Origin of the sequence: Microcoleus sp. A003_D6 (assembly GCF_036702825.1) — a bacterium.
Classification (GTDB): domain Bacteria; phylum Cyanobacteriota; class Cyanobacteriia; order Cyanobacteriales; family Microcoleaceae; genus Microcoleus.
The window spans coordinates 1-24,520 of record NZ_JAUBWA010000069.1 but is presented as its reverse complement, the minus strand read 5'-3'; the positions used below and the strand labels follow the sequence as shown (position 1 = coordinate 24,520).

The following is a 24,520-nucleotide window of genomic DNA, read 5'->3' as shown; positions in this document are numbered from 1 at the left end:
CGGGGTTTTCTCGGTGGAAGTAGCGGTTTTAACTTCTCCCATTGTTCGGTACTTAAGTCTCCTAGATTCATCAACACACCCTGCGATCGCCTATTTTCGAGGATATAACGACGCAAAAAAACACGCCCTAGCCCCCTTATTAAGGGGAGATAAGAGTTATTCTCAAAGTTCCCTCCTTCTTAAGAGAGGTTAGATCGATCGAGTTCCTTGATATAATTAGCCAATTGCCTAGTTAGTATCCAGCTTTTATTTGAGGAATTTAGCTATGACAGAAACACCAAAATTTTATATTATCAAACGTCCTGCCGGTAATTGCGAAATTTTGCCGTTGGCGGAGCCCTCGCAGAGGATCGCGCAGCTCGAAGAACAAAACCCCAGTATTATTGAAAAGTGGGGCCCTTACGATTCGCCTGAAGATGCGATCGCCCGCCGCATCGGATTAATTCGCGCCGGCAAATGTCAACCGCAATAAATAAACTTGAAGGACTAAAGTCCTCACTACAAACCTGGTTCGTAGTGAGGACTTTAGTCCTTCTTTGATGGAGTGTTTGTTTGTGACTAAAAACTACTTAGATTTAGAAGGTGCTGCACTCGGTTTTGCCTGCGCCGCATTCGGTTTAGGTGGCGCTGCATTCGGTTTCGACTCCGCCTTATTGTTCCCTGTTTTACCAGTAACTTGCTGTGTCAAAACTTCCATAGCTTTCGCGTACTGCGGATCGGCTGTGGTAGCAATTTTATCCCGATCGCGCCTCAACTCCTGTTTTTGAGCGTCGGTGAGTTCTACCTTAAAATCCGGTTCAATCCCGGCGTGGTTGATATCAGTGCCGTTGGGAGTAAAATACTTGGCAATTGTCACCGCCAAACCGGCACCATTTCCCACGCCGCGTACTGACTGAACTAAACCTTTACCAAACGTCTTTGTTCCCACCAAAACCGCGCGTTTGTTGTCTTGCAAAGCACCGGATAGAATCTCGCTAGCACTTGCTGAACCGCCGTCTACCAGTACAACTAACGGTTTGTCTGTGAGCTCTGCCTTATTTGCCGTTTGTTTATCGGCCTCACCGACGCGATCGACCGTCGAGACGATCGTACCTTCTTTGAGCCACATCCGAGCAATTTCAATACTTCCGTACAGCAACCCGCCGGGATTGGAACGCAAGTCTAAGATATAGCCGGTTACTTTTTTCTGTTCCAAATCCTTAATTGCCGATCGCATTTCCGATGCAGCATTGGCACTGAACTGATTTAAGCGAATATAGCCGACTTCTCCGATCGGACTTTTCTGCACTGACTTCCGCACGGGATGAATTTCAATTTTAGCGCGTTTCAGCTTGAATTCTAATTCCTTGCTTCCCCGCAAAATAGTCAGCGTCACTTCAGTATTCACCTGGCCGCGAATCAAAGTTACCGCCTGATTCGTATCCATGCCTTCGGTGCTCTTGCCGTCAATCTTAGTAATAATATCTTTTGCCAGAATACCAGCAGTAAAAGCAGGGGTATCTTCGATCGGCGAAATCACCACCAACTTTTTGGTTTCCTCATCTTGAGTCAACTGAATCCCAACTCCTGTCAGTTCCCCAGAAGTGTCAACCTGCATATTTCTGAACTCTTGAGGGTCCATAAACCGCGTATAAGGATCGTCCAGCTTCTTCAGCATTTCCCGAATTGCTTTGTAAGCTTCGTCGTCGCTGGTATAAGTCCGATTCAAATAATCATTCCGCACCGCTTTCCAGTCAACCTGGTTAAAAGTGCCATCAACATAACTTTTGTCAATAATCTGCCAAACTTCATCAACTAACTCTTTAGGGCTTCCCCTAAAAGAAGCCAGAGATTTAGAACTGCAACCAGCGTTCGCAAGAGTTACGGCAGTGAGTACCACCGCTGCTGCACTTAGAACAAGCCCTCGTTTTGTTATAACCATTTGTGTGACGCGCGGGAGGAAAAGATTTCAGAATAATCACGCCCAATCTAACACAGGCAAGGCTCGGTCGGATTTTGGATACATATTTATTCAACTTTGCCGAGTAGTATTCCCTTTCGCCACAGGCAAGATGCCTGTGCCACAACCACTCTTGTGGGGTGGGCATCTTGCCCGCCCCCAAACCCACAGGCAAGATGCCTGTGTCACAAAAACTCTTGTGGGGTGGGCATCTTGCCCGCCCCCAAACTTCAAAACTAAATCCAGCAAAGCCTACTCAGGTTCAACCCAGCGATCGTCCGATTTAATCAAATCAATCAATTCTGCCACCCCTCGGTCTTCCGGGACTTTCTTAATTTCTTCCCGGCCCCGGTACAGCGAGATATAACCCGGTTGCTTCCCGACGTAGCCGTAATCAGCATCAGCCATTTCTCCCGGGCCATTGACAATACAGCCCATTACTGCTATGTCCAAACCCGTGAGATGCTTGGTCGCCTCTCTCACTTTGTGTAACACTTCCTCTAAATTAAACAAAGTGCGACCGCAGGAAGGACAAGCGACATACTCAACCATCGTTTTCCGCAATCCCAAAGCTTGCAGAATGCTGTAGCAGACGGGAATCTCCTTTTCCGGCGCCTCTGTCAGCGAGACGCGGATGGTGTCGCCGATGCCGTCAGTCAGCAGCGGTGCCAGGCCTGCGGTGGATTTGATGCGGCCGTATTCGCCGTCTCCTGCTTCCGTGACGCCCAAATGCAGCGGGTAATCCATGCCGAGTTCGTCCATCCGGTGCACCATCAAGCGGTAAGCAGCCACCATCACGGGTGCACGGGAGGCTTTCAGGGAAAGTACGATATTTCGGAAGTCTAGGGATTCGCAAATTTTGATGAATTCCAGGGCCGATTCTACCATGCCTTCGGGCGTGTCGCCGTAGGTAAACAGCATCCGTTCGGCGAGGGAACCGTGATTGACGCCGATTCGCAAAGCTTTGCCTTGATCGCGCAGGGAAATCACCAGAGGTTCCAGGGTTTCGCGGATTTTTTCGCCAATTTCCGCGAATTCGGAGTCAGTGTATTCGGTTCTGTCGGCTTTCGGCTTCTCGAACACGTAAAGTCCGGGATTGATTCTCACTTTGTCTACGTGTTTGGCGACTTCGAGGGCAATTTTCATGCCGTTGTGGTGGACATCGGCAACGAGGGGCACGGGTTGGTAGGTGGCGTGCAGTTTTTGCTTGATTTCGGCTAAAGCTTTGGCGTGGGCCATGCTGGGCACGGTGACGCGGACGATTTCGCAGCCAATCTCGTGCAAGCGCCGTATTCCGGCGACTGAACCGTCGATGTCGAGGGTGTCTTCGTTAATCATTGATTGTACGACGATCGGGTTGCCGCCGCCGATCGTGACGCTACCGACTTTGACGGGTCGGGTTTTGCGGCGTTTGATGCTGGTGTCGAAAATCGGTTCGGTTGTGGGGGTTTTAGTTGGATTGGGCAGAGTTTGCATAGTTGATTGGTAGAGTTTTGTTACGAAGGTCTATAAAATTGTGTCTGCTGTTTTTTAGGTTGCCATAGAAAGGGTCTGTTTGGACAAAGAGGTTTTGGGATTTAGGATTTTTGATAAAAATTCGCGTACCTCTCACTCGCATGAGGTATGTTGAACCCGTCGCGAGTCTTACGCAGCTATCACCGGGAAAGCGAAAATATGTTGATGAAGATTTTGGGTGAAATTTATCGTTACAATTCCGGTAAATATCTGGCAAAATTATATAATAAATAGTTTGGAGCGATCGGCAGTTATGCCCGATGAAATGATTAGCATTGTGACTAGCGGCGATACTCCCGATGAGTCACCGGAAGCACCTCATTTGGAGGGTGCGAAGAATGGGGGACATATAGGCTTGGACTGGAGTGATGCTTGGGAACCGCAGCCAAATGACCTGACCCAAAAGCAGGTGGCAAAAGGGGTTGATAGCTTACGACTGCACAATATCAGTATCAAGAAATTAGAAAAAGAACTGGTTACTTCATGCAAACGGTAGATCAAATGTTCAGCCGTGCAGATGCAGAAGCTGACATGAAATCGATCGAGTTATCTGAAATTGAGTTATCCGTTGCGATTAACGCCGAAGGTTCTTTCAGTTTAGTCGGACTGGGTGCTAAAGTTGCAGATACAAGAACTGTGTTGTTGAGATTCAAACGGAAGTCTTAAGGTGAGATGGGGAAAAATCTGGCGATTTCAATTGGCATTAATAAATATGATTTCCTAAGCCCGCTGAAATATGCCAAGCGGGATGCAGAGTTAATGCAGGAATTTCTTCGCGATCGGGCGGGGTTTGATCGAGTTTTTTTCTTCTCAGATGACTCGCCTGATATTGGAGGTAAATCAACTCGTCCTTCTTTTGTTATTCTGAATCGAGTTTTGAGGACGATGTTTGAAAAACCCTTTATGGGAGATGGAGATAATTTTTGGTTCTTCTTCAGCGGTCATGGAATCCCCCATAACGGATATGATTATTTAATGCCTTGCGATGGCGATCCTGGAGATGTTGAAAATACGGCGATCTCGATTAATCTTGTCACTGAACGCCTGCGTCGCTGCGGTGCTGACAATGTTATTTTGATTCTGGATGCTTGCCGGGGTCAAGGAAGTAAATCAGGAGAAGGAATTGGCAATCAATCTGCTGAACTTGCGCGACAAAAGGGAGTGATTACATTTTTTTCTTGCAGTCCTAATGAGTTATCCTATGAAATTGATGCTTTACAGCAAGGTGCTTTTACAAACGCACTGTTGGACGGGTTGGGCGTTCAAGGTAAATGTGCAACTGTTGAGCGATTGGAGCATTATTTGAGTTCGCGAGTGCCTGAACTGATCCGACAACATAAAAGCGAAAAAGTGCGACAAACACCTTACGTTATTGCAGAGCCTGTCACGAAGTCGCACTTAATTATTTACCCGCAATATGCAACTTTACAGGATGTTGCTCAAATGAAAGTTGATGCTTTTGGTGAAGAAGTTAACAAAAATTTTGACCTGGCAAAACAGTTGTGGATTCGCGTATTAGTTGCATATCCTGGCGATATGGACGCTATTGATGGAATTCAAAGAATCGCTGTTGAGCGGAGCGGAAATGAGGCATCGTCTCAAAAGAATTCTGTTGGTGCCAGCGTTGCGAACAAATCAGAATCTCTATTCTCTCCAAAATCTATACCTGTAGCAAATACTCCTAGTGAGGCTGATGTTCCCCTCAAGTCAAAACGCGGAGTAGACTACACCAAGTTGCGCGATTTACTGGCTAGCGGAAAATGGAAAGAGGCGGATGAGGAAACGACTGAAAAAATGCTAGAAGTAGGGACTAGCCGCCATTTGTTCGACCACCTCCGGAATTCAGACGTTAATAGATTTCCTGTTGAAGACTTGGGAACCATTGACCTACTTTGGGTAAAATATAGTAATGGACACTTTGGATTTTCAGCGCAAAAGAATATCTACCAAAGTCTAGGAGGAACTAGGAAATCCGATCAGAAAATTTGGGAAGAATTTGGCGATCGCGTGGGGTGGCGCGTGAACGGTCGCTGGCTGTCTGCTAGTGAAATAAAATTAGCTCCCAATGCGCAAATTGGTAACCTTCCCGGGCTATTGACTAAGTGGCTGTATCGTTCCGAGGGGATTGAAACAGAGGATCAAGAAGAGTCTGTGAGCATCAACAATAGTGGGGCGGTGGCTGCTCTTCTTCTCTCGCGTCGAGACTTGTAGAGTCTAACATCTCAGGGTTACAGGGTTTCTTGAAGATTATAATAACCAAGGCTTGAACCACGAAACCTCGCCATTTCTACTTTTCAGATATCTGGCACATTCGATTTACCAAATTACTAAAGAATAGAAACTAGCTATTTTTCGATCTGCTGTAATAATAGCAGCTTGATTCCTTTGAGCAACTGCTACAACCACTCTATCTGCTGGATCTCGGTGTTCCCATTCTAACTTGACACTTTCTAGCCAAATGTCCTCATCAATTGGAACGATCCGAATAACATTAGACTTTTTTAAAGTAGCGATATAGTCATCAATACTTACTCCTAAATCTAACTTATGATTTTTGTTTTTGATAGCTATTTCCCAGATTGCCGTTGATGGAACCAAACCATTTTTTTCTTGTTCCATCTGCTGACAAGCTGCTTTTGCTGGTTGAGAAAGTTTGTCTGGATCTAAACTCCACCAGATGAGAGCGCAGGTATCAAGGACAACTGTCATACTTCCTGCCATTCTTCAGTTGTTGGCGTAGTTAAATCTTCAAAATATTTTACTTTCCCCCGCATATCCTTAAATAATTCTTCAGTTGAAAGAGACTTTTCATACTGACAAATTCTCACAACTGGCTTATTCCCATCCATCACTAAAATCTCTTCGCCTTCAATCTCGACAAGTTGCAATAATTCTAGTAATTGAGCGGTTAATTGACTTTTGTCAACGGTTTTCATAGGACAATGATTTGTGTTGTGTTAAAACTTAATTATATCTTGTAGGGTGCGTCGCTGCTAAATATTTGATTTGTGTTAGAGATTGTCGAGGGCGACGCACCCTACGGTATTTTGTAGGGTGCGTCAGAAGAGTGAGATTGTCACTATAAACTCACAATCTCAAAACTGACGCACAACGGAATAAATGGTGCGTCAGAATGAGATTTTCGGTGATGATTGAGAATTACCACACTGACGCACCCTACCGCTTGAGATTGCTTCACATTCGATCGCACGCAATCACATACAAAATCGCAGCTACCAGAAATGATATCATTTGACACTTAGGCTTTTACTAAATAGAGTCATGGAAGTCCACAAGCGTGAAATTCTAACCTATGAAACCTTAGAGGGAAAAATCCCTTTTGAAGACTGGCTTGATGCTTTGCGCGATCGCGAAGGGAAAGCTAAAATAAAAGGTAGACTTCAGCGAGTTGCTCTTGGTAATTTAGGAGACTGTAAAGCAGTAGGAGAGGGTGTTTCCGAGTTAAAGATTGACTGCGGCCCCGGCTACCGGGTTTATTTTGCAGAAAGAGACTCAACTATTATACTCCTCCTTTGCGGTGGAGATAAAAGTACCCAAGATCGAGATATTCGCAAAGCCAAAGAATACTGGATAGAATTCAGGAGTAGAGACGATGCCTAAAACGCACAGTTACCATGATTATCTGATTAACTCGCTTCAAGACATTGAAGAAACTGCTGCTTATATTCAAGCAATTTTAGAAGAAAAAGCACCGGAACCTGAACTGTTACTGACGGTACTCAGAGACATAGTTAAAGCTCAAAGTCAAGTTTCTATAATAGCTGAAGACGATTTACAAAATTGGGCTCAACTTCAGGAATTGCTGAAAGCATCAGGGGGAGAAGAGATTTATCGATTTATGGATTTGCTGAAGGCTTTAGGATTAAAGACAGATATTGCAGCTAGTCAAAGCAAAACACCAGAGGAATCAATAAATTCTCGTGAAGTAGGGTGCGTCAGCTAGGGAGAAGGATTTGGGGTTTTATTTCATCCAAGCGTGGAGAACTTTTAATGCAAAAGTTAACTCAATTAACTCAGCTTGAATTAGTGCTTCTTGCATTGGTAGCTAGAGGTAAAGGCAAGTGCAGTTGGTACCAACTCGCAAAGCAACTTTCCTATCGAGATGTACCGCGAGAACCTGATATCATGGTTGTCTTAAAAAAACTGGCGGCTGATGGTTTGGTTAAACGATATATCGAAACAGGTTCGCCGCGCGACAGATGGGAATTGACGGCCCAAGGGTCGATTTTGATGACAGACGCAACCGTTTATGAACTCACTACTTTATCCGAATATGAAGTTTAACTTACCAACCAAATTTGTAGTTTGCATTAACGATCGAGACTATCAAGCATCCTTGAAAGTCAGAAAAATCTATCAGGTGATACCCGATAATCGCGCTGCGGAACATCAATTTATCCGAGTTATTGATGAATCCGGCGAAGATTATTTGTATCCAGTCGCATATTTCGTGCCCATAGAATTGCCGAAATCCGTAGAAGCAGTATTTGCATAGACAAAGGTTCTGTAGGGGCGAGTTCACCAACATCTATGTCGCTCAATAACAATCTAAATAAACCCGCCCCGCCCAATATGGTGTTATAATAAATAAACCTGAGTGTTAACATCGCAAATGTATGACAGCCAAAATACACATCAGCAAATTAGGTAATTCCTTGGCTTTGCCAATACCAGACTACATAGTAAAGTTTCTCAACCTTAAAGCCGAAGATTCAGTAATTTGCAGCATAGAAAATGGGAAACTGGTCGTAGAGCCTGTAAATAATAAAATATCAAAGTATACCCTAGATGAATTATTGGCAGGCGAAATAGAATCTAGCGAAGAATTCTCTTGGGGAAAACCAGAAGGAGAGGAAGTTTGGTAAACTATATCCCCGAACGAGGTCATTTTATTCGCCTCAATTTTGACCCTCAAGCAGGACACGAACAAATGGGGACTAGGCCTGCACTGGTTGTGAGTCAAACTAAATTTAACCGAAAAATGGGGTTTGTGTTCGTCTGTCCCATTAGCAACACACAACGCAAAAATCCGTTTTATGTTCCCATTCCAGAAGGTGAAGCGATAACAGGTGTAATTATGACGGATCAACTCCGCTATGCAAGATTATCGCGCAAGGCAGGCAAGTTTTCTTAGTGAATGTCGATCAGATATAATTGAGGAAGTTTTGAGGCGAATTCAACCTATTTTGTTTGAGAATATGACTGTTGATGAATAGTCAATCAAAAGCAATTTGTATCCAGTCGCATATTTTATTTCGTGCTGATAGAATTGCCGAAAGCCGTAGAAGCAGTATTTGCACAGACAAGGGTTCTGTAGGGGCGGGTTAACCAACATCTATGTCGCTCAATAACAATCTAAATAAACCCGCCGCCGCCCAATGAATTACTCGAATTAATTGGCGGATTTAATCTAAACTAGATGGGGAAATTCACCGAAAATCCGGTGGGTGGGGGCGGGTTTACAATATTTTTTGTTGTGTCTGATAAATTAGGGTGAACCCGCCCCTACAGGCGCAATAAATCATCCGAATTAATTCACGAAAATTATCTCAAATCCTCAACCGATTTAATTGTAGCCCCCATCAATTCCAGAAATCTCTCTCGCGGATGATGCGATCGCCCATCCTCCCCAGCAAAACTAAAAAATGTACTGGCAAATCCCTTCACAGACCCAGGCTCAGCAGTTAAATATCTGAGGTTTTCCATTGGACGATCGCACAAACCCACCAAGCACCGCAGCTAACAACCGCCGACCTCTCATTATCGCAGGAATTCTCCTCGGTATCGGTCAATCCGGATTTTTTGACGGCATTGTGCTGCACCAACTCCTCCAGTGGCACCATATGTTTAGCAGCGTTAAAACCGATACTAGCGTTGCCGGTTTAGAATTAAATACCCTCGGAGATGGATTGTTTCACGCTGCGGATTGGTTGGTAACAGTAGCGGGAATCTTCTGTTTGTGGAGTGCGGTTAAGCGCAAAGATGTTCCTTTGTCAACTCAAACTTTTTTCGGTTCAATATTAATTGGTGCTGGATTGTTTGACTTTGTTGAAGGCATTGTTGACCATCAAATTTTGGGAATCCACCACGTCAAACCCGGTATCAACGAGTTAGCTTGGGATTTAGGATTTCTCGCTCTTGGAGTTAGTTTAGCGCTGTTAGGTTGGATGCTGGTACAGAGTGAAGTTCCCGCAGATACTAAAGTTTAAATGAATGCAGAGATTGGGAATTATACCAAATCCACGTTAAAAATCCCCGATCGAAAGCATCCAGGATACAAGCCCCCGGATTCATCCGTGGAGAAATAAAAAACGTGTATCCGATAAACAAGCCCCCGAATTTATCCGTGGGGTCAATGCTTCAATCTAAAATCTAAAATCTAAAATCTAAAATCGATTGACTCTCTGTTTAACTCCTCAGTTCATCCCCCCGACTCCAACCACGCGATCAAATCCTCTTGACTCCTAAAATCCAACAAAGCCTCTCCTAAATCATCTAACTGTTCCGCAGATAACCCCTGGATGCGAGTTTGAACTTCCACTGTAACATCACCCACCCGCCGCACTATCTGACGCATAATTAATCCTATTTCCCCCTCAATTTTACCCCTTTCGATTCCTTGTTCGATTCCTTGTTCGATTCCTTGCTGTATTCCCTGTTCGATTCCTTGTTCGATTCCTTGTTCGATTCCTTGTTGTATTCCCTGTTCGATTCCTTGTTGTATACCAATTTCTATCCCTTTCATCACCGACCCAAGTTGATCTTGAATAAACATTTCTCGCTTGTCTACATCATTCAATTCGTCTAGTGTCAAATTTGCTCTGTTGGCAATTCCCAGCGCGGTATTAATCTCTTCCACAGACCCCAATGTATCTGGTACTGCTTCCAAAGAGGGCGCGTTTTTCATAAAGTAAATCCATTTTTCCGGCAAATTTTCGAGTTCATTCAATTCTTTTTTGAATTTCGGTAACTCGACAAACACTAATTTTAACTCGCAGTTGGGATAGACGAATTTCTCTTCGGTTTCTGTGAATTCAAAGTTAGAGATTAGTTTTTCGGTGTTTTCAAATAAGATAAAGTCGGTGATGGTTAAAGCAATCACTGGATTTAACTTTAAATAACCTTCTCCAGCTTTGAGTTGAGTAGAATAGGTTTTGGCTGCATTGTAGACTACCCGTTTTTCAAAGGCGGCGACGTTGAGTACCTGCATTTCCACAATCACGGTTTTGTTGCCGGTAATCTTGGCTTTGACATCCAGGTAGGTGTCTTTCAATCCTGTAACGCTTCCTGCTGAATAAGGGTCAATTATTTCTAATTCTTGGATGGTTGGTTCTCCGTTATACAGCATTGCATTTAGGAAGCTGATGAGAATTTCTGGATGTTCGGAAGAAGCGAAGATTTTTTTGAATGCAAAGTCTGTTTTGGGGCTGATGAAACGCATATATTTGATAGGATTTTTTTTATGAACCGCAGAGGGCGCTGAGGACACAGAGGAGGAGAAAAGAGAGGAAGATGGATATTGACAAATATTAGAAGGGTTGGGTTTTTTTGTCTCAACCCAACCTGTTATCTGAATGCTTTTATCAGCCTGTGGCTTGAGTAGTAGCAGGCGACATAACTAGCTTTCCAGTTATATCCATAGTCGCCAGCTTGAGCACTTCATTAAAAGCTAAACCCCGAATTTTGAGTTCCCACCGAATGCCTTTTGCTTTCATTCGCTTGGCTTTCCGCATATCGACATCAGCAGCTTTTTGATGCAAGAGCAAATATTTCATTGCTGCTGTAGCTTCTACTTTTGTGGGAAATGCAATATAGGTGATAAATCCGCCGTCCCAGTGATTGGCGTTGCGGACGCTGCTGATAGTCGCAACTCTCGGACTAAAGCGGTTCCAGTAAAAGTCGCTGTAGCCGATCGACTCTGTATTAACTTGGAGTTGGTTTGCCATTTGACTTAACTCCTATAACCTGGTGTGCGGGGTTGGCAGCAGGGCTTTAATTCTGCTATTTATATTATAGCATTCGGAAGTGGGAAGTGGGAGCGAATGCTGGCTGTTGTTTTACTTCCCAGACTGCTTCCGTGAAGTCTGGAAAGTCAAATATCCCCCATACCTTTAGTTCTTTTTTGTCTCGAATACAACTGCCTCAAAAAACTCTACAAGCTTTAAGTCTGCATAAACCGATAAATACAAATACTTTTCCAGTCTCTGCCAATTTCTAGGTAAAAATAAACCTAAGCCTGATAAGTTTTTATACTTATTTCTAATTCTTGAGTCAAGTAATTCACCATTCTGTTGCACTCTCTGAATGAGGAAATTATTTAAAAATAACAATAAATCGTTACAAGCTGACGGACTGGCACCTGATAATTGGGTAAGTTTTTGTAAAAAATTTACGAAATCAACAAAGGTTTCTCCAGAGTTATGATAAACTACAGCATTATTGTTATTTGAAAGATTGGCTTCAGGCGCTAAAATTGAGGATATAAAAACTTTCACAGGCGCAATATCTGCTTGCAAAATAGAATCAATCACAACATTAACTTTTTCGGCAAAGTAGCGGAAATAATAATTGTTAGTTAATGTCAAACTATGGTACATATCCCGTCGTTCACAATCCATAATCTTTTTAGCTAGCTGAGAACCATCAATGTCTGGATAATCGCTTAAATAACTTAAAAATTGCTCATAATAGTAATTTGGCGCTCCCAGTGGGAGTTGAGATGAAAGCGTATACTTAGTAGTATTTTGGAAAGTATGGTGTACTTCAATATTTCCTTTATTACAATTTTGGAAAAATAATAATTCGAGATTTCCCTTTACAGATTGGTTAAAATTAAATATAACTTGATTTATTTTTTGAAGATTCATCCATCTAATTTCTGAAATTGAAGGGGAGGTGGGATGTTCGTCGGGGCTGATTTCCATAAGCGTTCCACTATGACCTAAAAACACAATAGCCCAGCGTCTGGCTTGAAATTGAGATTGTGCCCAAGTCAGATACTCACTCAAGACTTCTGCACTACTACTATCTGCTGTTTCTAAGTATTGCGTATCAACTTTACCTTGGCTAATGATGCTTCTCGAAAGTTGTGCTGCTCCACTAAAGTCTGATTGTACTACTACCAAAACTTTGTCACTTTTTACACCTTTACTTAGCATTTGAAGAATTGGTTGTCCGAATCTTGAGAGATTATTGTCATAGGGCATCCAGTATAGTAATACCCAGTCATAATGATTTTTGACCGTACTTCCAAGCATATATTGGTCTCCCGAGTAATATATGGTCTCTATTAAAGAACTAATACTTACCGTTATCAATTTGATTGCTTCTCTTCTTTTCACGTTCTCTGCTCCTGATTGAAGATCGTCAGCTTTTGGTAGACGGTATTTTGGGCTAACTAAAACCTCAATTCATATTCAGCAGTGACGCGGTTGTCTCCTTGAAAATTACTGGAACTTCTGAGTAAAATTTTATCGCTCAATCGATAGCGCACAGTAAATTCAGTCGGTTGATTTGCTGACAAAACTCGAATGATTGAGGCTGAAATATTGCGGGTGATGTCAAACCCAACTTCTAAACCTAAACCGAGAGAACCCGCACCAGAACTGGAACTAGCACCTTGTGCTTCGTTGCCTCTAATCCGAGTGGGAAATAAACGAAATTCGCTCAATCCTGTGGCGTTTGTAACCGCAGATTGAAGGTTGTTCAATAAACCCGCACCGGCTAAATTTGCGATCGCCAGTGTACTGTCTCCCTGTCCCAAAGTCTGCACGAAACTGCCGCCTAACAGCGCTACAATCTCTATTTCCGATCGACTCGGAGAGCTCCTCAACTCCAGACTTTCCGCCAACTGAGAAGCCCTTCCCTGGACTAACGCTTGAACTCGGACACTCCGCACATTGCCGAAAGTTGTCGGTTCGTCTGCTATTTCAGAGGCTACAGATGTGCCGGGAGTGCGGAACCGCGTTACTTCCTGTACCGAAGTTGCTAATCTCACATCCAGCGTCGGATCGAGTCCTTGTGTTGGTACAAAGGTAGCAGTCTGCGGGTATCCTCGATCGAGTCTAAACTGCGTTGTAAACAAATTCACCGACCCCGAAGTCAACCGAATCGTACCCTCCGGGCGGAGGTCATCTAAAGTTCCATTCACCGTCAAGCCCCCAGTCGCCTGAAAACTCAATATCGGCGCACTTGTTACCCGAATTCCCCGGCCCAAATTCAGCCGCAAATCGTTCAATCCAACTTCAAAGGAAGGGGTAGTCGGAGTCGCAGGGGAAGGAGAAACCTCAGTCGCAGGGGAAGCAGAAACCTCAGTCGCAGGGGAAGAAGAATCAGAAGCAGAAACAGAAGAGGAAGAAGCTAACTCAGTTGTGCCGCCGCCGGCACTGGGCAGAAATACTTCGCCGTTGTACAGTTCAATATTACCGCTCAACTGCGGGCGCCTAGCCGTGCCCCTTGCTTGCACTTGACCGACAACCCCACCGCTGTACAATCCTCTGAGATTTACGGCTAACTTGTCGAGATTTACAGCCAAAGGATTAGCCGCATCGACATCGCCCTCAGCAAAAGGCACAGACAGCGGAATTACGCCAGCGGCCACAACTTGTCCCTGACTCAACTGTCCCCGAATTCCCTCTACCCGAATTCGATCGCCCTCAAAGCGCATTGTCCCAGTCAGCCCTGTCAGCGGTTCTGGGAAGGCTCTCGCCCGGACGGTTGCATTTTCAAAATTGGCAATTCCTTGCGCTACAGGGTCTTGCAGCGTCCCTCCGACGCGAATTTGCACCTGTCCCTTGCCGCTGACCCACGCAACTTGCGGAGTCAATACATTAATAATTGCCAAACCTTCATTTTGCAAATTCGCCCTCAAATCAATTTGATTGCTGTCGGCTTTGACTTTGGCAAAAGGCAACTCAAATGGCAAACTTCCGGCGACCTCAATCGGTTCGGTTTGAGTTACCAAAGCGCTGCCGCCAAAATTCAGGCGGGCATTGCTGTAACTGAAACTGCCGTCGGCTTGTTTAATCGGTTCTCCGTTTAGCGTACCGTCAAGCAAACTCAATTCCCCGGCCAGTTGCGGATTTTCCAAACTGCCGGCCAAATTCGCCCGCAAATTCAAATTTCCAGTTACATCCACAAAGGGCAATTCCACCAGTTTTGCTAACTCTTCCACCGGGATATTTTCTACCCGCAACTGCCCTGATTGAGCTTTTTGCCCGATTTGTCCCGAAAAGCCGATCGCACTTTTTCCCGATCGAATTTCCAAAGGCAAAACAGTTAAAATCCCGTCCTGAAAACTGCCCTCAATGCTGAACTTTTCGGCGACATATTTTCCCCACTGCCAGTTATCGCCTTTAACGTTAAATTGAGCTTGCACACCCGTTCGCAAAGAACCTGCGACAGCAATTTCCCCGCCAAAAGTTCCCTGCAATTGAGATAAGGGAGGCAATTTTTCCGAGGTTTTAACTGCCTGCTGCTGCTGCAAAATTACTTCGATTTCTGCCAAGCGGCGCAACTGTTCGATTAGCGGGGCCTCCGGTTCTCCGACTGCTACAGTTTGCACGTCGCCACTGTCACCGTAAACGGGAGTTTTTATGCCTCGGGCTAAATCGCCTAAATTGAAATACTGCAAAGCGACTAAAACTTGCTGCAAATTCCCCTGCTGGATGTTAACTTTTCCGGCAAATTGCGGGTTGGCGCCTGTTTGAACATTGCCGGAAATTAAGTATTGACCGCTGCCTTGACGGAATATACCATTTGTCAGAGTAGCGCTGCCGTTAGCGTAGCTGAATTCGGCTTGGAAACTGTCACCTTTAATGTAGCCGATCGCCGGTTGGGCGATCGCAATTTGTCCGTTTGCTTGCAAAGTCGCCGGATTTAACGGCATCTTCCAACCGGGCACGTTGACTTGTCCCGAAACCGTACCAGTTATCGGCCCCAAACCCGCCTCTTTACCGGGTGATAGATTCAAAGCAGCGAGGGGAAAATCGCTTAAATTTACTCGCAAAGTTTCTCCCTCGGTTTGGCCGCGGGCTACCGATTCTCCGCGTTGAATTAAGAAAGATGTCGGCAGAAAAGATTGATTTAAAGCTACTTCGATTTTGTCGCTTGCGCCGGCCAAACGCAAATCTACACTTTTGTCAGAACTCGCATTCACTTTCCCCGCCAGTACCGGGTCAAAAGCGATTTGATTTACTGCTAAATTCCGCACTTCCACGTCGCCAACTAAGCTGAGGGCTGCTAAAGTTCCGGTGAGGCGGCCGGTAAAATCGACGTTGCCGCGCAGGGGTGGGTTTTGCTGTGAGGAATTTTTGTCCGCCACGGTGGACAAAAATGCTAACTGTTCTGCTGGTAAGGCTGCCAGGTTAAAGTTGGAGAGTTTTACATCCAAATCTAGATTGGAAATTGAGGGCAATCCTTTACCTTCGAGTTCGACATTAACAAAGCCGTTTGCCGTCAAACCGGGAGTTGTGGCGTTCTCAATTTCCACCCGTTTGCCGTCCCAATTAAATACTGCCTCAAAAGGTTGTTTCAAAAACGGCAATTCCGAGATGCGGAAACTGCCGCCGGCGCGAACATTTTGTGGGGAAGCCGCAATCGGACCGGACAAATTGACATTGCCGTTAAACAGTCCTCGAAGCTGGGGGAGATTTTGGGTACCGGAGACTAAACCTTGGCCTTGCAAGCTTTGTCGCTGCGACTCAAAGGCTTGCTGGAAGCGACTTAGAGCAATTTGCTCGCCCTCGATTGACGCGCGCCAATTCCCCGATGCGGCGCTGCCAACCGCATTGACAATTCCTCCGCCGTTGGCGAGTCGAATTTGTCCGTCGCCGTTGGCGGTGATGCCGTTGGCGGTGAGATTATCTACTGTTCCCAAAATGCGGACTTTGCCGTCGAGGGTTCCGTTAATTTCTGGCGGTAAATCCGCTGTCAGCAAACCAGTTTGTTTGAGGGTTTGTTCTAAATTACTGACGGCAATTCCGTTTGTTTCCAGCAATGCTTGCAAGTTGCCGTTTTCCAATTTTGCCGTAGTATCGATCGCCCCGAGTCGATCGACCAAAATCCGTCCTTCTCCATTAGCACTAATTCCCTTGGCTGTCAAGTTATCCAAACTTCCCGCTGCTTGGAATTGGCCGTTAACTCGGCCGTCAAATCCTTTAGGCAAAGTCGCCGTCAGCGGAAACAGTTGGAGATTGCGAACAGTTTGTTCTAAGCGGCTGAGAATAACTCGATCGGCATCGGCGAAAGCTTGCCAGCGTCTGTCTTCTAATTTACCTCTAAAAGCGACAGTACCGTCGGCAATATTGAGTTGGCCGCTGCTGTTGACAGAAATATCGGCGGCGGTTGAATTATCAAGATTGCCGCTGGCTTGAATTTGATTCGATATTTGTCCGTCAAGCGATTTGAAATTTTGGATTTTGGATTTGAGATTGTTGATATTGGCGACTGTTTGGGGATTGTCAGCAGTGAAAGCCAAGCCAACATCTAACAGCGGCAATCCTAAATTTACCAGACGGCTGATGGAAGTGCGATCGGTTTCTGCAATTCCCTGCCAATTTCCCGCTGCCAATTCTCCTTTAAAATTCACATTGCTGTCGGCAAGATTGAGTCTGCCGCTGCCGCTGGCATTGATGCTGCTAGCAGTCAAATTGTCAATACTTCCCGATGCTGTAATTTGACTCGATAGCAGTCCGTCAATCGATTTTAGATTTTGGATTTTGGATTTTAGATTGTTGAGATTGGCAGATTGCTGAGTTTCGGGATTGAATGCGGAAGCCACATCTAAAATCGGCAGTGTCAAATCTACTAAGCGGTTGATGGAAGTGCGATCTGTTTGGGCTGTTGCTTGCCAGTTTCCCGCTACCAATTCTCCGTTTAAATTGACATTGCTGTCGGCAAAATTGAGCCTACCGTTGCCACTAACATTGATGCCGCCCGCTGTCAAATTGTCAACATTTCCCGCAGATTGAAATTCACCTGCTAGCTGCCCGCCGAGGGATTTTAGATTTTCGATTTGGGATTTTAGATTGTCGAGATTTGCAGTATTTTCCCGTGTTAAAAAAGGCAATCCAATATCAATCAATTGATTGACAGCAACTTTTTCACTGTTGCCAAAAACTTGCCAGTTACCCGATTCTAGTTCGCCATTAACATCAACAATACTGTCAGCAATATTCAGCGTTCCTTTGGCCGCCGCAGCGATCGCATTTAAACTCAAATTGTCCAGAGTTCCTGCTGCTTCTACGGTTCCGCTGACCAAACCCGCTAGTTCGGGAGGCAAATTAAGCCCCGGTACGACTTGCTGCAAACTGTTGAGTGCCACGCGATCGCCTTTTATCAAAGCTTGCCATTGACGGTCTTTTAGCGCAGCATCCACGTTAACAGAAGCGTCGCCAATTTTCACAACCGTATTTTGCAAATCCGCCGAATTGCCTCCGGCTCGAATTTCCCCCGCTGCGGGGAAAGTACCTTGCGGTGCTTGCCATTGAACTCTAGCTTGAATGTTGTCTAACGGGCCGAAAATTTGAGTTTTTGCGGAGACACTGCCAATTGTAACAGTAGCAGGAATTGGGAGAGCGTAAATTTGGGCGAGGTTATCTGCGGGCAAGTTTTCAGCTTGCAAATCAAACACCAAACCCGATCGCGAATTGTCACTTCCCAACCTGATATCGACTTCACCTTTCCCGCCAATTTTACCGCCCGCCGCCGGCACTACCAAAATATCGCTCAAAGTCAAAGCTAAAGAGGAAAACGGGGGAATTGAAGATTGAGAATTGGGATTTGGGGTTTGAGCCATTCTCCCCCGTTCCAATTTGAAATTAGTGCTAATATTGTTTAATTGCAGGCGATCGACTATAGCGGGTTTTGTCGAGGCGATCGTACCTGTCAGCACCGGCAAAGCAAGGGTTCCAGTCAGCTTAGCATCCGCCTTCACTTCCCCCGCAACAGCAACCGGTAATACGACTTTCTGCCCTAACTCTGTCTCCACCGCACTAACAATACTTGCCAAAGCGACTGGTTGCACGTTAGTTGTCAGATTGAAGCTAGCTTGTTCGAGATTAAAATTAGTTCCAGTTGCAACTGTTCCTGCTATTTGAAGGGGAATTTGACCGTAATTTGCCGTCAAACTATCGACAATCAAATTAGTTCCCTGAAACCGCAACTGACCGCTGCTATTTTGTATAATTTGTTTCAGCGGATTGATGCTTGCCTGCACTCCGGCAAAACTAGCGGCTCCAACAATTCCCGATACTTTATTGTCTCGCAATTGCACGGTCAAATTGCCATTAGCTAGACCTTTTTGTAAATAAATTCCGGGAAGTTTCAGCAAGCGAGCGAGGTCTGCTAAAGGCAAATTTTGACCTTGCAACTGCACGTTAGTTTGAGCCGCAGGTAACATAGAATCAGCTTTAACTATAAAATTATCGCCAGTCGTAAACTGACCGTTGAGTTCGTAGAGAACGCGCTGATTTTGGTCGCGAAATAGAGCGCTGCCATTTTTCAGACTTACAGAAATCGGAGCCGAAGTTTTCTGTCCGACTGCGGGACTCGGTACCAAAACTGCGCTGACATTTTCAACTCGAACTGCATCAACTTCAGTTTTAAATAAACCAGGAGGTTTTTGCTCGCTAGTGGGAATATTAATCCAGCGGCCTTGAGTATCCTGTTCGATATAAGCGCTGGGTTTAACTAAGGTAATATCTAATTTGAGAGTGCGGTTGAACAGCAGTTGCCAGATTGAAAATTGTACTTCTACTGCTTCTGTAGAAGCATAATCTGGATCGGTAGCAGTTGCAGGTACGGTCGATCGGCCAAACCGCAAACTCGTCGGAGAAAATCGCTCCAAACGTCCGATTTGCACGGGCCTCTTCAGTGTCTGACTGACCTCAGATTGCACAATCGGAGCTAACTTTTCCCGCACCCACGCCTGAGCTGCCACTGCCCCAACCAAGGCGAGAATGCCCACTCCCGTACCGCTAAGCAGCAGCAGACGCCACCAGCGGCGGTGGGGGCGGGGTGGGAGTTGATTTTTGTTATCGTCGGAGTTAGTCATGGGTGTTTCTCAAAAATCAGAGAATTCAAGAATTAAGGGAATCAGCCGATTTTAGACAGGTATAATTTCTGTGATTTGTCGCTTCGTGCCTTCTGCCTTTGGTAGACTCACAAGTGAGGCCCGAAGTGCCGATCGCGCCGATCGCGAAGCTTGCAGCAGAGGATCGAACGAAAGCTGATTCGCGCCTCCGACTCCGGGGCAGACTCCAGAAACCTTTAGCAAAATTAATCAAAACACGCGACACCACCTAAAACCAAGTCCTCCAACTCCCCCAAATCTTTTCGATCCCGCCAGTGCAGGATCGGTGGTCAATCTAAAATCTAAAATCTAAAATCTAAAATCGTTTGCCCGATCGCTTCTAAGATAAAAAAACGGTGGTTAAGAAGGTCTTTAAAACTTATGCGAGTGTTCGTCTTACTCTTCAATGCCCGCACCGAGAATGAGGGAATTCATACCATTCAACTCGGCGATCGCAACAAAGTTCTGATGTTTGAGTCAGAAGACGACGCCACCCGCTTTGGCGTGATGTTGGAAGCTCAGGATTTCCCCGAACCCGCTGTCGAGGCGATCGACGATGAGGAAATTAAGGAGTTCTGCGACAGTGTTGACTATGATTGGGAACTGGTGCCGGCGGGTGCGCTAGCGATCCCGCCAGAAGACAATGTAACACAGACTCAGTGGCAGGCCCAGGGGGAGCCGGAGTCGGAGCCGGATTCTGACGTTTCCCAAAACGAACTGGATTCTATTCGCCGCCGCCTCGAAGGACTTTTGTAATAGTCATTGGTCATTAGTCATTAGTTATTGGTAATGGGTAATGGGTAATGGGTAATTGCCTCTCTCAAAGGAAGTAGATTGAGCCGATCGCCCGATCGCGCAAGTTTCAATCCTTTGAGTCGCGACTTCACCAAGCTCACCAGCGGGCAGACAATACGTACCCTATTTTGTACGCATAATGACCAATGACTAATGACCAATGACCAATGACCAATGACTAATAAAAAAACATGAAAAATTTTGAAGAAAGAGGGCATCTGCTGACGGAACAGGTGAATGCCAACAGCGAGAATTTAGACCAACTCAGTTCGATCGAATTAGTGGACTTGTTCAACCGGGAAGACGCTCAAACCTTAAGCGCGATCGCCCGCGCCCGCGAACAGTTAGCCCGGGCGATCGACATTGCAGCCGAGTCTCTGCGTCAAGGAGGTCGCCTGTTTTACGTCGGTGCGGGTACTTCCGGGCGTTTGGGGGTGCTGGATGCGGCCGAGTGTCCCCCCACCTTCTGCACTGCGCCAGAGCTCGTACAGGGCATAATTGCCGGGGGTGCGGGTGCTTTGGTGCGGAGTTCGGAGGATTTGGAGGATCGGGCTGAGGATGGAGTCGAGGCGATCGCCCACCGTCACATTAATAATCTAGATGTAGTTGTCGGGATTACGGCTGGAGGTACGACGCCGTTTGTCGCGGGCGCTTTGCAGGCGGCGCGGCAGCGGGGGGCGAAGACTGTGTTTGTGGCCTGCGTACCCGTCGAACAAGTGAGTTTTGAGGCTGATGTTGATATTCGCTTGTTGGTTGGCCCGGAAATAGTGGCGGGTTCGACGCGCTTGAAAGCGGGTACGGTGACAAAAATGGCTTTGAATATCCTTTCGACTGGGGTAATGGTGAAGCTGGGGAAGGTATACGGCAATCGGATGGTTGATGTGGCGGTGACTAATAAGAAATTGCGCGATCGGGCGGTGCGGATGTTGCAGGATTTGACTGATTTGGGCCGGGATGAAGCGGGTTTTTTGCTCGAAAAAAGCGGCAAGTCTGTAAAATTAGCTTTGATGATGCACTGGACTAATTTGGAGAAGGAAGAGTGCGATCGAATTTTGGGCGAGTTTCAAGGCAATTTGCGATCGGCTGTGGCATCAATTAGTCAGTAGTCAGCAGTCATTAGTCAGTAGTTATTGGTAATGATTAATTGGGCATCGGGCATCGGGCATCGGGCATTGGGCATTGGGCATTGGGTAATGAGTAATTGGAATCTGTCAACTGTCAACTGTCAACTGTCAACTGTCAACTGTCAACTGTCAACTGTCAACTGTCAACTGTCAACTGTCAACAAAAACCAGACTATCCGCCTCGTTGAGTCGAAGCCAGACGGTTTCCATACAACCAAAACCGTCTATAATCCATCGGTCAGCAGCCAAAATTTTCTCATGGATATGCTTGTATTCTTCATAGTTTACCTCAGCGCCCCCAGATTGATATTGAATCTTATCCAAGATGTAAACTGGCAAACCAGTGATTTCCGATAATCTCTTGCTGAGAGTTGATTTACCGCCTCCAGCATTGCCAAACACGGCTACTTTTTTCATAGTTACCCTTTTAGGAATTTAGTTATTAGTCATTAGTCATTAGTTAGTTATCAGTAGCAGACGAAAAGCTGAAGGCCGATCTAAATTGTAGCTTTAAAAAAAGTCAATTTCGGTGATTTGTGGCGCGGATCACTGACGCTTTTGAAAAAGGCGATTAGGGTCAGTATATATACTTGTTGTTTGGCGATCGCTCCTTAGTTAAAAAAGCCATTTCTGAAGCCAACGCACCTAGTACGAGACTGCTGGATACTCTACCCACTTTGAAATTTAAAACCGATTCCTATGCAACCAAAGTTTAACGTTAACCTATACTCATTCTTGGGGCATCTCCCCTGGCTGAAAAAAAGCTACACTGCCAAAATTATGGTGGTTGCATTTTTAGGCACGCACGTTCCTTTGCTAACCTTAATGGTCTGGTTTCTTACCTCAAATGCTTACTCTGTAGAGACATCAGTCCGGGTTCTGCTGATTGCTCTGCTGGCGACATTAGCGGGTACGGGAGCAACGCTTTATACGCTACGCCACCTCCTGGTTCCGGTAATCTTAACCTCGGAGGCTCTACAAAACTACCTCGATACAAGGACAAGGACATTGCCGAACTTACCCACAGAGTTTACTGATGAAGTCGGTACGTTGATGGCAAATTCCTCACAAACGCTTTACAAACTAGATGAATTGATTCATTACATTACCCACTACGATGAACTGACTGGATTGCCAAATCGTGACTTATTCTGCGATCGCCTGAATCAAACCCCATCTCAAAATCACTCACCCTTGGTCGCAGTGCTGGTATTGGGTATCGATGATTTCACAGGGATGCGCCATGCGTTGGAGCCTGGGATCTGCGACTTACTAATTAGAGCCGTTTCCCAACGGGTGGTACAGTGCATGGATGAGTCAGATGTCTTGGCGCGTTTGGGCGACGGTGAGTTTGCGATCGCTCGCAGCGAACTCCCCTCGCTGCAGAGTGTGGTCAAGCTATCCCAACTGCTGCTGAGTACGCTGACCAAACCTTTCTCTATCAACGGCAACCCGATCCACATCACCGCCAGTCTCGGCATTACATTGAACCATCTAGAAAATACGAATTCTGTAGAGAAACTTCTTCAGCAAGCCGACTTCGCACTTCATCAGGCAAAGCAGCAAGGGCGGAGTCACTATCAGTTTTATTCACCCGAAATGAACGTTCAGTTACAGGAGCGACTGGCCCTAGAAAATAGCCTGCGCGGAGCGCTGGAGCGTAACGAACTACTGGTTTACTATCAACCGCTGATCGACCTGCACAGCGGACGGGTGAAAGCAACGGAGGCGCTGGTTCGCTGGCAGCATTCTACACAGGGTTTGGTCTCTCCGGCACAATTTATTCCGATCGCCGAAGCCAATGGCGAGATCGTGCCCATTGGTGAATGGATCTTGCGAACGGCTTGCGCTCAAACCCGTCGCTGGCAACTGGCTGGGCTGCCAGCGCTGCGGATTTCGGTGAATCTGTCGGCTCGACAATTTGAGCAGGCGAATCTGGTTGAGATGGTTCGCGAAATTTTGGCCCAGACTGAACTCGAAGCTGCGTATTTAGAACTGGAAGTGACTGAAAGTGCCTTGATGACTGACATTGAGCGATCGGTCAAAACCTTGACGCAACTGCGAGAACTTGGCGTGTCCCTCGCCCTAGACGACTTTGGCACAGGTTATTCTTCCCTGAACTACCTGCAACGGTTTCCGGTTAATATGCTCAAGATCGATCGATCCTTTGTCCAAGATGTACTGTCTAACCCGGACAGCGCCACCATTACTGATGCGATCATTGCTCTGGCAAAAAGTCTGGGGTTAACGATCACCGCAGAAGGCATTGAAACCAAGGAGCAGCGTGACTACCTGCAAGCGCGAGGCTGCGATGAAGGTCAAGGTTTTTACTTCTGTCGCCCTGCTAACGCTGACACGATCGCCAAACTGCTAAACGAGTCGTTTCACTCTGAGGCAGCATCTATGCCTGCTTTATAAAACTTACCTAAACCTACCTAAAGTCGTCTTTAGATACAATTCAGGGTTTACTTCCTACGCTGTTGGGTAGTCGGCTATCCCAAGATAAGTAGGCTATCCCCCTCAAGCCGAGGGTTCCCAATTTAAAATATTCAAACTTGCGTTAAAATCCCGATCTAAAGATATGCCACAAGCAGGACAGTCGAAAGTCCGAACGCTTAGTGGCATATCTTTTTTGTTGCCACAATTCGAGCAAGTTTTGGTACTAGGAAACCACTGGTCTACCAATACCAAATTAGCTCCATACATTTGACATTTATAGTCGAGTTGGCGTTTAAATTCATAAAACCCAATGTCAGATATTGCTCCAGCTAACTTGTGATTTGCCATCATTCCTTTGACGTTTAAATCTTCAATCTTAATTAGCTTAAAAGTTTGGGCTAAATAAGTTGTCAACTTGTGAAGGAAGTCTAGGCGAATGCAAGCTATCCGTGCATGGAGTTGCCTAATTTTATTGTAAGTTTTACGCTGATTTTGAGAGCCTTTTACCTGCTTTGATGCTTGGCGCTGCAAAGTAGCCAGCTTGGTTTTCGCTTGCTTTAACGGTTTTGGCGCATCAAAAACCTGCTGGGTTGACAGCGTGGCAAATGACTTGAT

At 45.8% G+C, this 24,520-nt stretch carries 27 protein-coding genes; 14 read left to right on the top strand and 13 right to left on the bottom strand.

Features of this window, described 5'->3' with window-relative positions:
- The first annotated feature begins 265 nt into the window (after positions 1-265).
- The gene (locus tag QUB70_RS19245) at positions 266-472 is read left to right on the top strand and encodes a DDE transposase family protein (RefSeq protein ID WP_332982785.1); all 207 of its coding nucleotides are present in this window, start codon (positions 266-268) and stop codon (positions 470-472) included.
- Positions 473-565: 93 nt separating this feature from the next.
- Here QUB70_RS19245 and ctpC read toward each other — a convergent pair whose 3' ends face one another.
- Positions 566-1,921, bottom strand: a complete 1,356-nt coding sequence (gene ctpC, locus QUB70_RS19240; RefSeq protein WP_332982783.1) for a carboxyl-terminal processing protease CtpC — start codon at positions 1,919-1,921, stop codon at positions 566-568.
- A gap of 270 nt (positions 1,922-2,191) precedes the next feature.
- Entirely contained in the window at positions 2,192-3,415 is a 1,224-nt protein-coding gene (ispG, locus tag QUB70_RS19235) for a (E)-4-hydroxy-3-methylbut-2-enyl-diphosphate synthase (protein WP_332982781.1), read from the bottom strand.
- Between the two features lie 217 nt (positions 3,416-3,632).
- Between ispG and QUB70_RS19230 the strand changes: the two genes are divergently transcribed.
- The 3 genes from QUB70_RS19230 to QUB70_RS19220 are packed head-to-tail and all read left to right on the top strand — an operon-like array spanning position 3,633 to position 5,665.
- Complete coding sequence (locus tag QUB70_RS19230) at positions 3,633-3,950, top strand: hypothetical protein (RefSeq protein WP_332982779.1); 318 nt, start codon at positions 3,633-3,635, stop codon at positions 3,948-3,950.
- Entirely contained in the window at positions 3,938-4,120 is a 183-nt protein-coding gene (locus QUB70_RS19225; RefSeq protein WP_332982777.1) for a Pepco domain-containing protein, read from the top strand. Before QUB70_RS19230 ends, QUB70_RS19225 begins: the two co-directional genes overlap by 13 nt.
- A 6-nt stretch (positions 4,121-4,126) precedes the next feature.
- Positions 4,127-5,665 carry a GUN4 domain-containing protein gene (locus QUB70_RS19220; RefSeq protein ID WP_332982776.1) on the top strand — a complete coding sequence of 513 codons (1,539 nt, stop codon included), beginning with the start codon at positions 4,127-4,129 and terminating at the stop codon, positions 5,663-5,665.
- Positions 5,666-5,770: 105 nt separating this feature from the next.
- On the opposite strand, the gene QUB70_RS19215 is transcribed toward QUB70_RS19220, so the two are convergent.
- The 3 genes from QUB70_RS19215 to QUB70_RS19205 all read right to left on the bottom strand — a co-directional run bounded on the left by QUB70_RS19215 (position 5,771) and on the right by QUB70_RS19205 (position 6,713).
- Entirely contained in the window at positions 5,771-6,163 is a 393-nt protein-coding gene (locus tag QUB70_RS19215) for a type II toxin-antitoxin system VapC family toxin (protein WP_332982774.1), read from the bottom strand.
- Complete coding sequence (locus QUB70_RS19210) at positions 6,160-6,390, bottom strand: prevent-host-death protein (protein WP_332982772.1); 231 nt, start codon at positions 6,388-6,390, stop codon at positions 6,160-6,162. The genes QUB70_RS19215 and QUB70_RS19210 overlap by 4 nt, the downstream gene beginning before the upstream one ends.
- A gap of 143 nt (positions 6,391-6,533) precedes the next feature.
- Positions 6,534-6,713: a hypothetical protein gene (locus tag QUB70_RS19205; protein WP_332982770.1), complete on the bottom strand. Its 180-nt coding sequence runs from the start codon at positions 6,711-6,713 to the stop codon at positions 6,534-6,536.
- A gap of 23 nt (positions 6,714-6,736) precedes the next feature.
- Here QUB70_RS19205 and QUB70_RS19200 point away from each other — a divergent pair, with 23 nt between their 5' ends.
- From QUB70_RS19200 to QUB70_RS19175, 6 genes are all read left to right on the top strand, one after another.
- Positions 6,737-7,075 carry a type II toxin-antitoxin system RelE/ParE family toxin gene (locus QUB70_RS19200; RefSeq protein ID WP_332982768.1) on the top strand — a complete coding sequence of 113 codons (339 nt, stop codon included), beginning with the start codon at positions 6,737-6,739 and terminating at the stop codon, positions 7,073-7,075.
- Positions 7,068-7,418, top strand: a complete 351-nt coding sequence (locus tag QUB70_RS19195) for a helix-turn-helix domain-containing transcriptional regulator (protein ID WP_332982767.1) — start codon at positions 7,068-7,070, stop codon at positions 7,416-7,418. The genes QUB70_RS19200 and QUB70_RS19195 overlap by 8 nt, the downstream gene beginning before the upstream one ends.
- A gap of 47 nt (positions 7,419-7,465) precedes the next feature.
- The gene (locus tag QUB70_RS19190) at positions 7,466-7,759 is read left to right on the top strand and encodes a hypothetical protein (RefSeq protein ID WP_332982766.1); all 294 of its coding nucleotides are present in this window, start codon (positions 7,466-7,468) and stop codon (positions 7,757-7,759) included.
- Positions 7,749-7,970 carry a hypothetical protein gene (locus tag QUB70_RS19185; RefSeq protein WP_332982765.1) on the top strand — a complete coding sequence of 74 codons (222 nt, stop codon included), beginning with the start codon at positions 7,749-7,751 and terminating at the stop codon, positions 7,968-7,970. Before QUB70_RS19190 ends, QUB70_RS19185 begins: the two co-directional genes overlap by 11 nt.
- A 121-nt stretch (positions 7,971-8,091) precedes the next feature.
- Entirely contained in the window at positions 8,092-8,340 is a 249-nt protein-coding gene (locus QUB70_RS19180) for an AbrB/MazE/SpoVT family DNA-binding domain-containing protein (protein WP_332982764.1), read from the top strand.
- Positions 8,334-8,609, top strand: a complete 276-nt coding sequence (locus QUB70_RS19175) for a type II toxin-antitoxin system PemK/MazF family toxin (protein WP_332982763.1) — start codon at positions 8,334-8,336, stop codon at positions 8,607-8,609. Before QUB70_RS19180 ends, QUB70_RS19175 begins: the two co-directional genes overlap by 7 nt.
- Before the next feature lie 410 nt (positions 8,610-9,019).
- Here QUB70_RS19175 and QUB70_RS19170 read toward each other — a convergent pair whose 3' ends face one another.
- On the bottom strand, positions 9,020-9,181 hold the full coding sequence (locus QUB70_RS19170) for a hypothetical protein (RefSeq protein WP_332982762.1): 162 nt from the start codon (positions 9,179-9,181) through the stop codon (positions 9,020-9,022).
- Here QUB70_RS19170 and QUB70_RS19165 point away from each other — a divergent pair.
- The gene (locus QUB70_RS19165) at positions 9,181-9,684 is read left to right on the top strand and encodes a DUF2243 domain-containing protein (RefSeq protein WP_332982761.1); all 504 of its coding nucleotides are present in this window, start codon (positions 9,181-9,183) and stop codon (positions 9,682-9,684) included. The two genes, QUB70_RS19170 and QUB70_RS19165, sit on opposite strands and share 1 nt — an antisense overlap.
- A 212-nt stretch (positions 9,685-9,896) precedes the next feature.
- Here the strand turns inward: QUB70_RS19165 and QUB70_RS19160 are convergent, their stop codons facing one another.
- From QUB70_RS19160 to QUB70_RS19140, 5 genes are all read right to left on the bottom strand, one after another.
- Entirely contained in the window at positions 9,897-10,916 is a 1,020-nt protein-coding gene (locus QUB70_RS19160) for an Rpn family recombination-promoting nuclease/putative transposase (protein ID WP_332982760.1), read from the bottom strand.
- Between the two features lie 142 nt (positions 10,917-11,058).
- The gene (locus QUB70_RS19155) at positions 11,059-11,421 is read right to left on the bottom strand and encodes a hypothetical protein (protein ID WP_332982759.1); all 363 of its coding nucleotides are present in this window, start codon (positions 11,419-11,421) and stop codon (positions 11,059-11,061) included.
- A 165-nt stretch (positions 11,422-11,586) separates the two neighbouring features.
- Positions 11,587-12,732, bottom strand: a complete 1,146-nt coding sequence (locus tag QUB70_RS19150) for a clostripain-related cysteine peptidase (RefSeq protein WP_332982757.1) — start codon at positions 12,730-12,732, stop codon at positions 11,587-11,589.
- A 140-nt stretch (positions 12,733-12,872) separates the two neighbouring features.
- Complete coding sequence (locus QUB70_RS19145; protein WP_332982756.1) at positions 12,873-19,529, bottom strand: translocation/assembly module TamB domain-containing protein; 6,657 nt, start codon at positions 19,527-19,529, stop codon at positions 12,873-12,875.
- 51 nt (positions 19,530-19,580) lie between these two features.
- Positions 19,581-19,751 carry a hypothetical protein gene (locus tag QUB70_RS19140; protein WP_332982755.1) on the bottom strand — a complete coding sequence of 57 codons (171 nt, stop codon included), beginning with the start codon at positions 19,749-19,751 and terminating at the stop codon, positions 19,581-19,583.
- A gap of 177 nt (positions 19,752-19,928) precedes the next feature.
- On the opposite strand from QUB70_RS19140, the gene QUB70_RS19135 reads away from it, so the two are divergent.
- Together QUB70_RS19135 and murQ are read left to right on the top strand one after the other, a co-directional pair.
- Entirely contained in the window at positions 19,929-20,303 is a 375-nt protein-coding gene (locus QUB70_RS19135) for a DUF3110 domain-containing protein (protein ID WP_332982753.1), read from the top strand.
- Positions 20,304-20,533: 230 nt separating this feature from the next.
- Complete coding sequence (murQ, locus tag QUB70_RS19130) at positions 20,534-21,448, top strand: N-acetylmuramic acid 6-phosphate etherase (protein ID WP_332982752.1); 915 nt, start codon at positions 20,534-20,536, stop codon at positions 21,446-21,448.
- 168 nt (positions 21,449-21,616) lie between these two features.
- Here murQ and QUB70_RS19125 read toward each other — a convergent pair whose 3' ends face one another.
- The gene (locus QUB70_RS19125; RefSeq protein ID WP_332982750.1) at positions 21,617-21,883 is read right to left on the bottom strand and encodes a hypothetical protein; all 267 of its coding nucleotides are present in this window, start codon (positions 21,881-21,883) and stop codon (positions 21,617-21,619) included.
- 282 nt (positions 21,884-22,165) lie between these two features.
- Between QUB70_RS19125 and QUB70_RS19120 the strand changes: the two genes are divergently transcribed.
- On the top strand, positions 22,166-23,884 hold the full coding sequence (locus QUB70_RS19120; protein ID WP_332982748.1) for a putative bifunctional diguanylate cyclase/phosphodiesterase: 1,719 nt from the start codon (positions 22,166-22,168) through the stop codon (positions 23,882-23,884).
- Positions 23,885-23,986: 102 nt separating this feature from the next.
- On the opposite strand, the gene QUB70_RS19115 is transcribed toward QUB70_RS19120, so the two are convergent.
- Positions 23,987-24,520 (bottom strand): RNA-guided endonuclease InsQ/TnpB family protein (locus tag QUB70_RS19115; protein WP_332982746.1); only part of this gene is annotated, 534 nt, incomplete at its 5' end.

What these genes read in the sequence shown, in the direction of transcription:
- QUB70_RS19245 (WP_332982785.1), top strand. Translation starts at nt 266, where the DNA reads ATGACAGAAACACCAAAATTTTATATTATCAAACGTCCTGCCGGTAAT.
- ctpC (WP_332982783.1), bottom strand. Translation starts at nt 1,921, where the DNA reads ATGGTTATAACAAAACGAGGGCTTGTTCTAAGTGCAGCAGCGGTGGTA.
- ispG (WP_332982781.1), bottom strand. Translation starts at nt 3,415, where the DNA reads ATGCAAACTCTGCCCAATCCAACTAAAACCCCCACAACCGAACCGATT.
- QUB70_RS19225 (WP_332982777.1), top strand. Translation starts at nt 3,938, where the DNA reads ATGCAAACGGTAGATCAAATGTTCAGCCGTGCAGATGCAGAAGCTGAC.
- QUB70_RS19220 (WP_332982776.1), top strand. Translation starts at nt 4,127, where the DNA reads ATGGGGAAAAATCTGGCGATTTCAATTGGCATTAATAAATATGATTTC.
- QUB70_RS19215 (WP_332982774.1), bottom strand. Translation starts at nt 6,163, where the DNA reads ATGACAGTTGTCCTTGATACCTGCGCTCTCATCTGGTGGAGTTTAGAT.
- QUB70_RS19210 (WP_332982772.1), bottom strand. Translation starts at nt 6,390, where the DNA reads ATGAAAACCGTTGACAAAAGTCAATTAACCGCTCAATTACTAGAATTA.
- QUB70_RS19200 (WP_332982768.1), top strand. Translation starts at nt 6,737, where the DNA reads ATGGAAGTCCACAAGCGTGAAATTCTAACCTATGAAACCTTAGAGGGA.
- QUB70_RS19195 (WP_332982767.1), top strand. Translation starts at nt 7,068, where the DNA reads ATGCCTAAAACGCACAGTTACCATGATTATCTGATTAACTCGCTTCAA.
- QUB70_RS19190 (WP_332982766.1), top strand. Translation starts at nt 7,466, where the DNA reads ATGCAAAAGTTAACTCAATTAACTCAGCTTGAATTAGTGCTTCTTGCA.
- QUB70_RS19185 (WP_332982765.1), top strand. Translation starts at nt 7,749, where the DNA reads ATGAAGTTTAACTTACCAACCAAATTTGTAGTTTGCATTAACGATCGA.
- QUB70_RS19180 (WP_332982764.1), top strand. Translation starts at nt 8,092, where the DNA reads ATGACAGCCAAAATACACATCAGCAAATTAGGTAATTCCTTGGCTTTG.
- QUB70_RS19170 (WP_332982762.1), bottom strand. Translation starts at nt 9,181, where the DNA reads ATGGAAAACCTCAGATATTTAACTGCTGAGCCTGGGTCTGTGAAGGGA.
- QUB70_RS19160 (WP_332982760.1), bottom strand. Translation starts at nt 10,916, where the DNA reads ATGCGTTTCATCAGCCCCAAAACAGACTTTGCATTCAAAAAAATCTTC.
- QUB70_RS19155 (WP_332982759.1), bottom strand. Translation starts at nt 11,421, where the DNA reads ATGGCAAACCAACTCCAAGTTAATACAGAGTCGATCGGCTACAGCGAC.
- QUB70_RS19150 (WP_332982757.1), bottom strand. Translation starts at nt 12,732, where the DNA reads ATGCTTGGAAGTACGGTCAAAAATCATTATGACTGGGTATTACTATAC.
- QUB70_RS19145 (WP_332982756.1), bottom strand. Translation starts at nt 19,529, where the DNA reads ATGACTAACTCCGACGATAACAAAAATCAACTCCCACCCCGCCCCCAC.
- QUB70_RS19135 (WP_332982753.1), top strand. Translation starts at nt 19,929, where the DNA reads ATGCGAGTGTTCGTCTTACTCTTCAATGCCCGCACCGAGAATGAGGGA.
- murQ (WP_332982752.1), top strand. Translation starts at nt 20,534, where the DNA reads ATGAAAAATTTTGAAGAAAGAGGGCATCTGCTGACGGAACAGGTGAAT.
- QUB70_RS19125 (WP_332982750.1), bottom strand. Translation starts at nt 21,883, where the DNA reads ATGAAAAAAGTAGCCGTGTTTGGCAATGCTGGAGGCGGTAAATCAACT.
- QUB70_RS19120 (WP_332982748.1), top strand. Translation starts at nt 22,166, where the DNA reads ATGCAACCAAAGTTTAACGTTAACCTATACTCATTCTTGGGGCATCTC.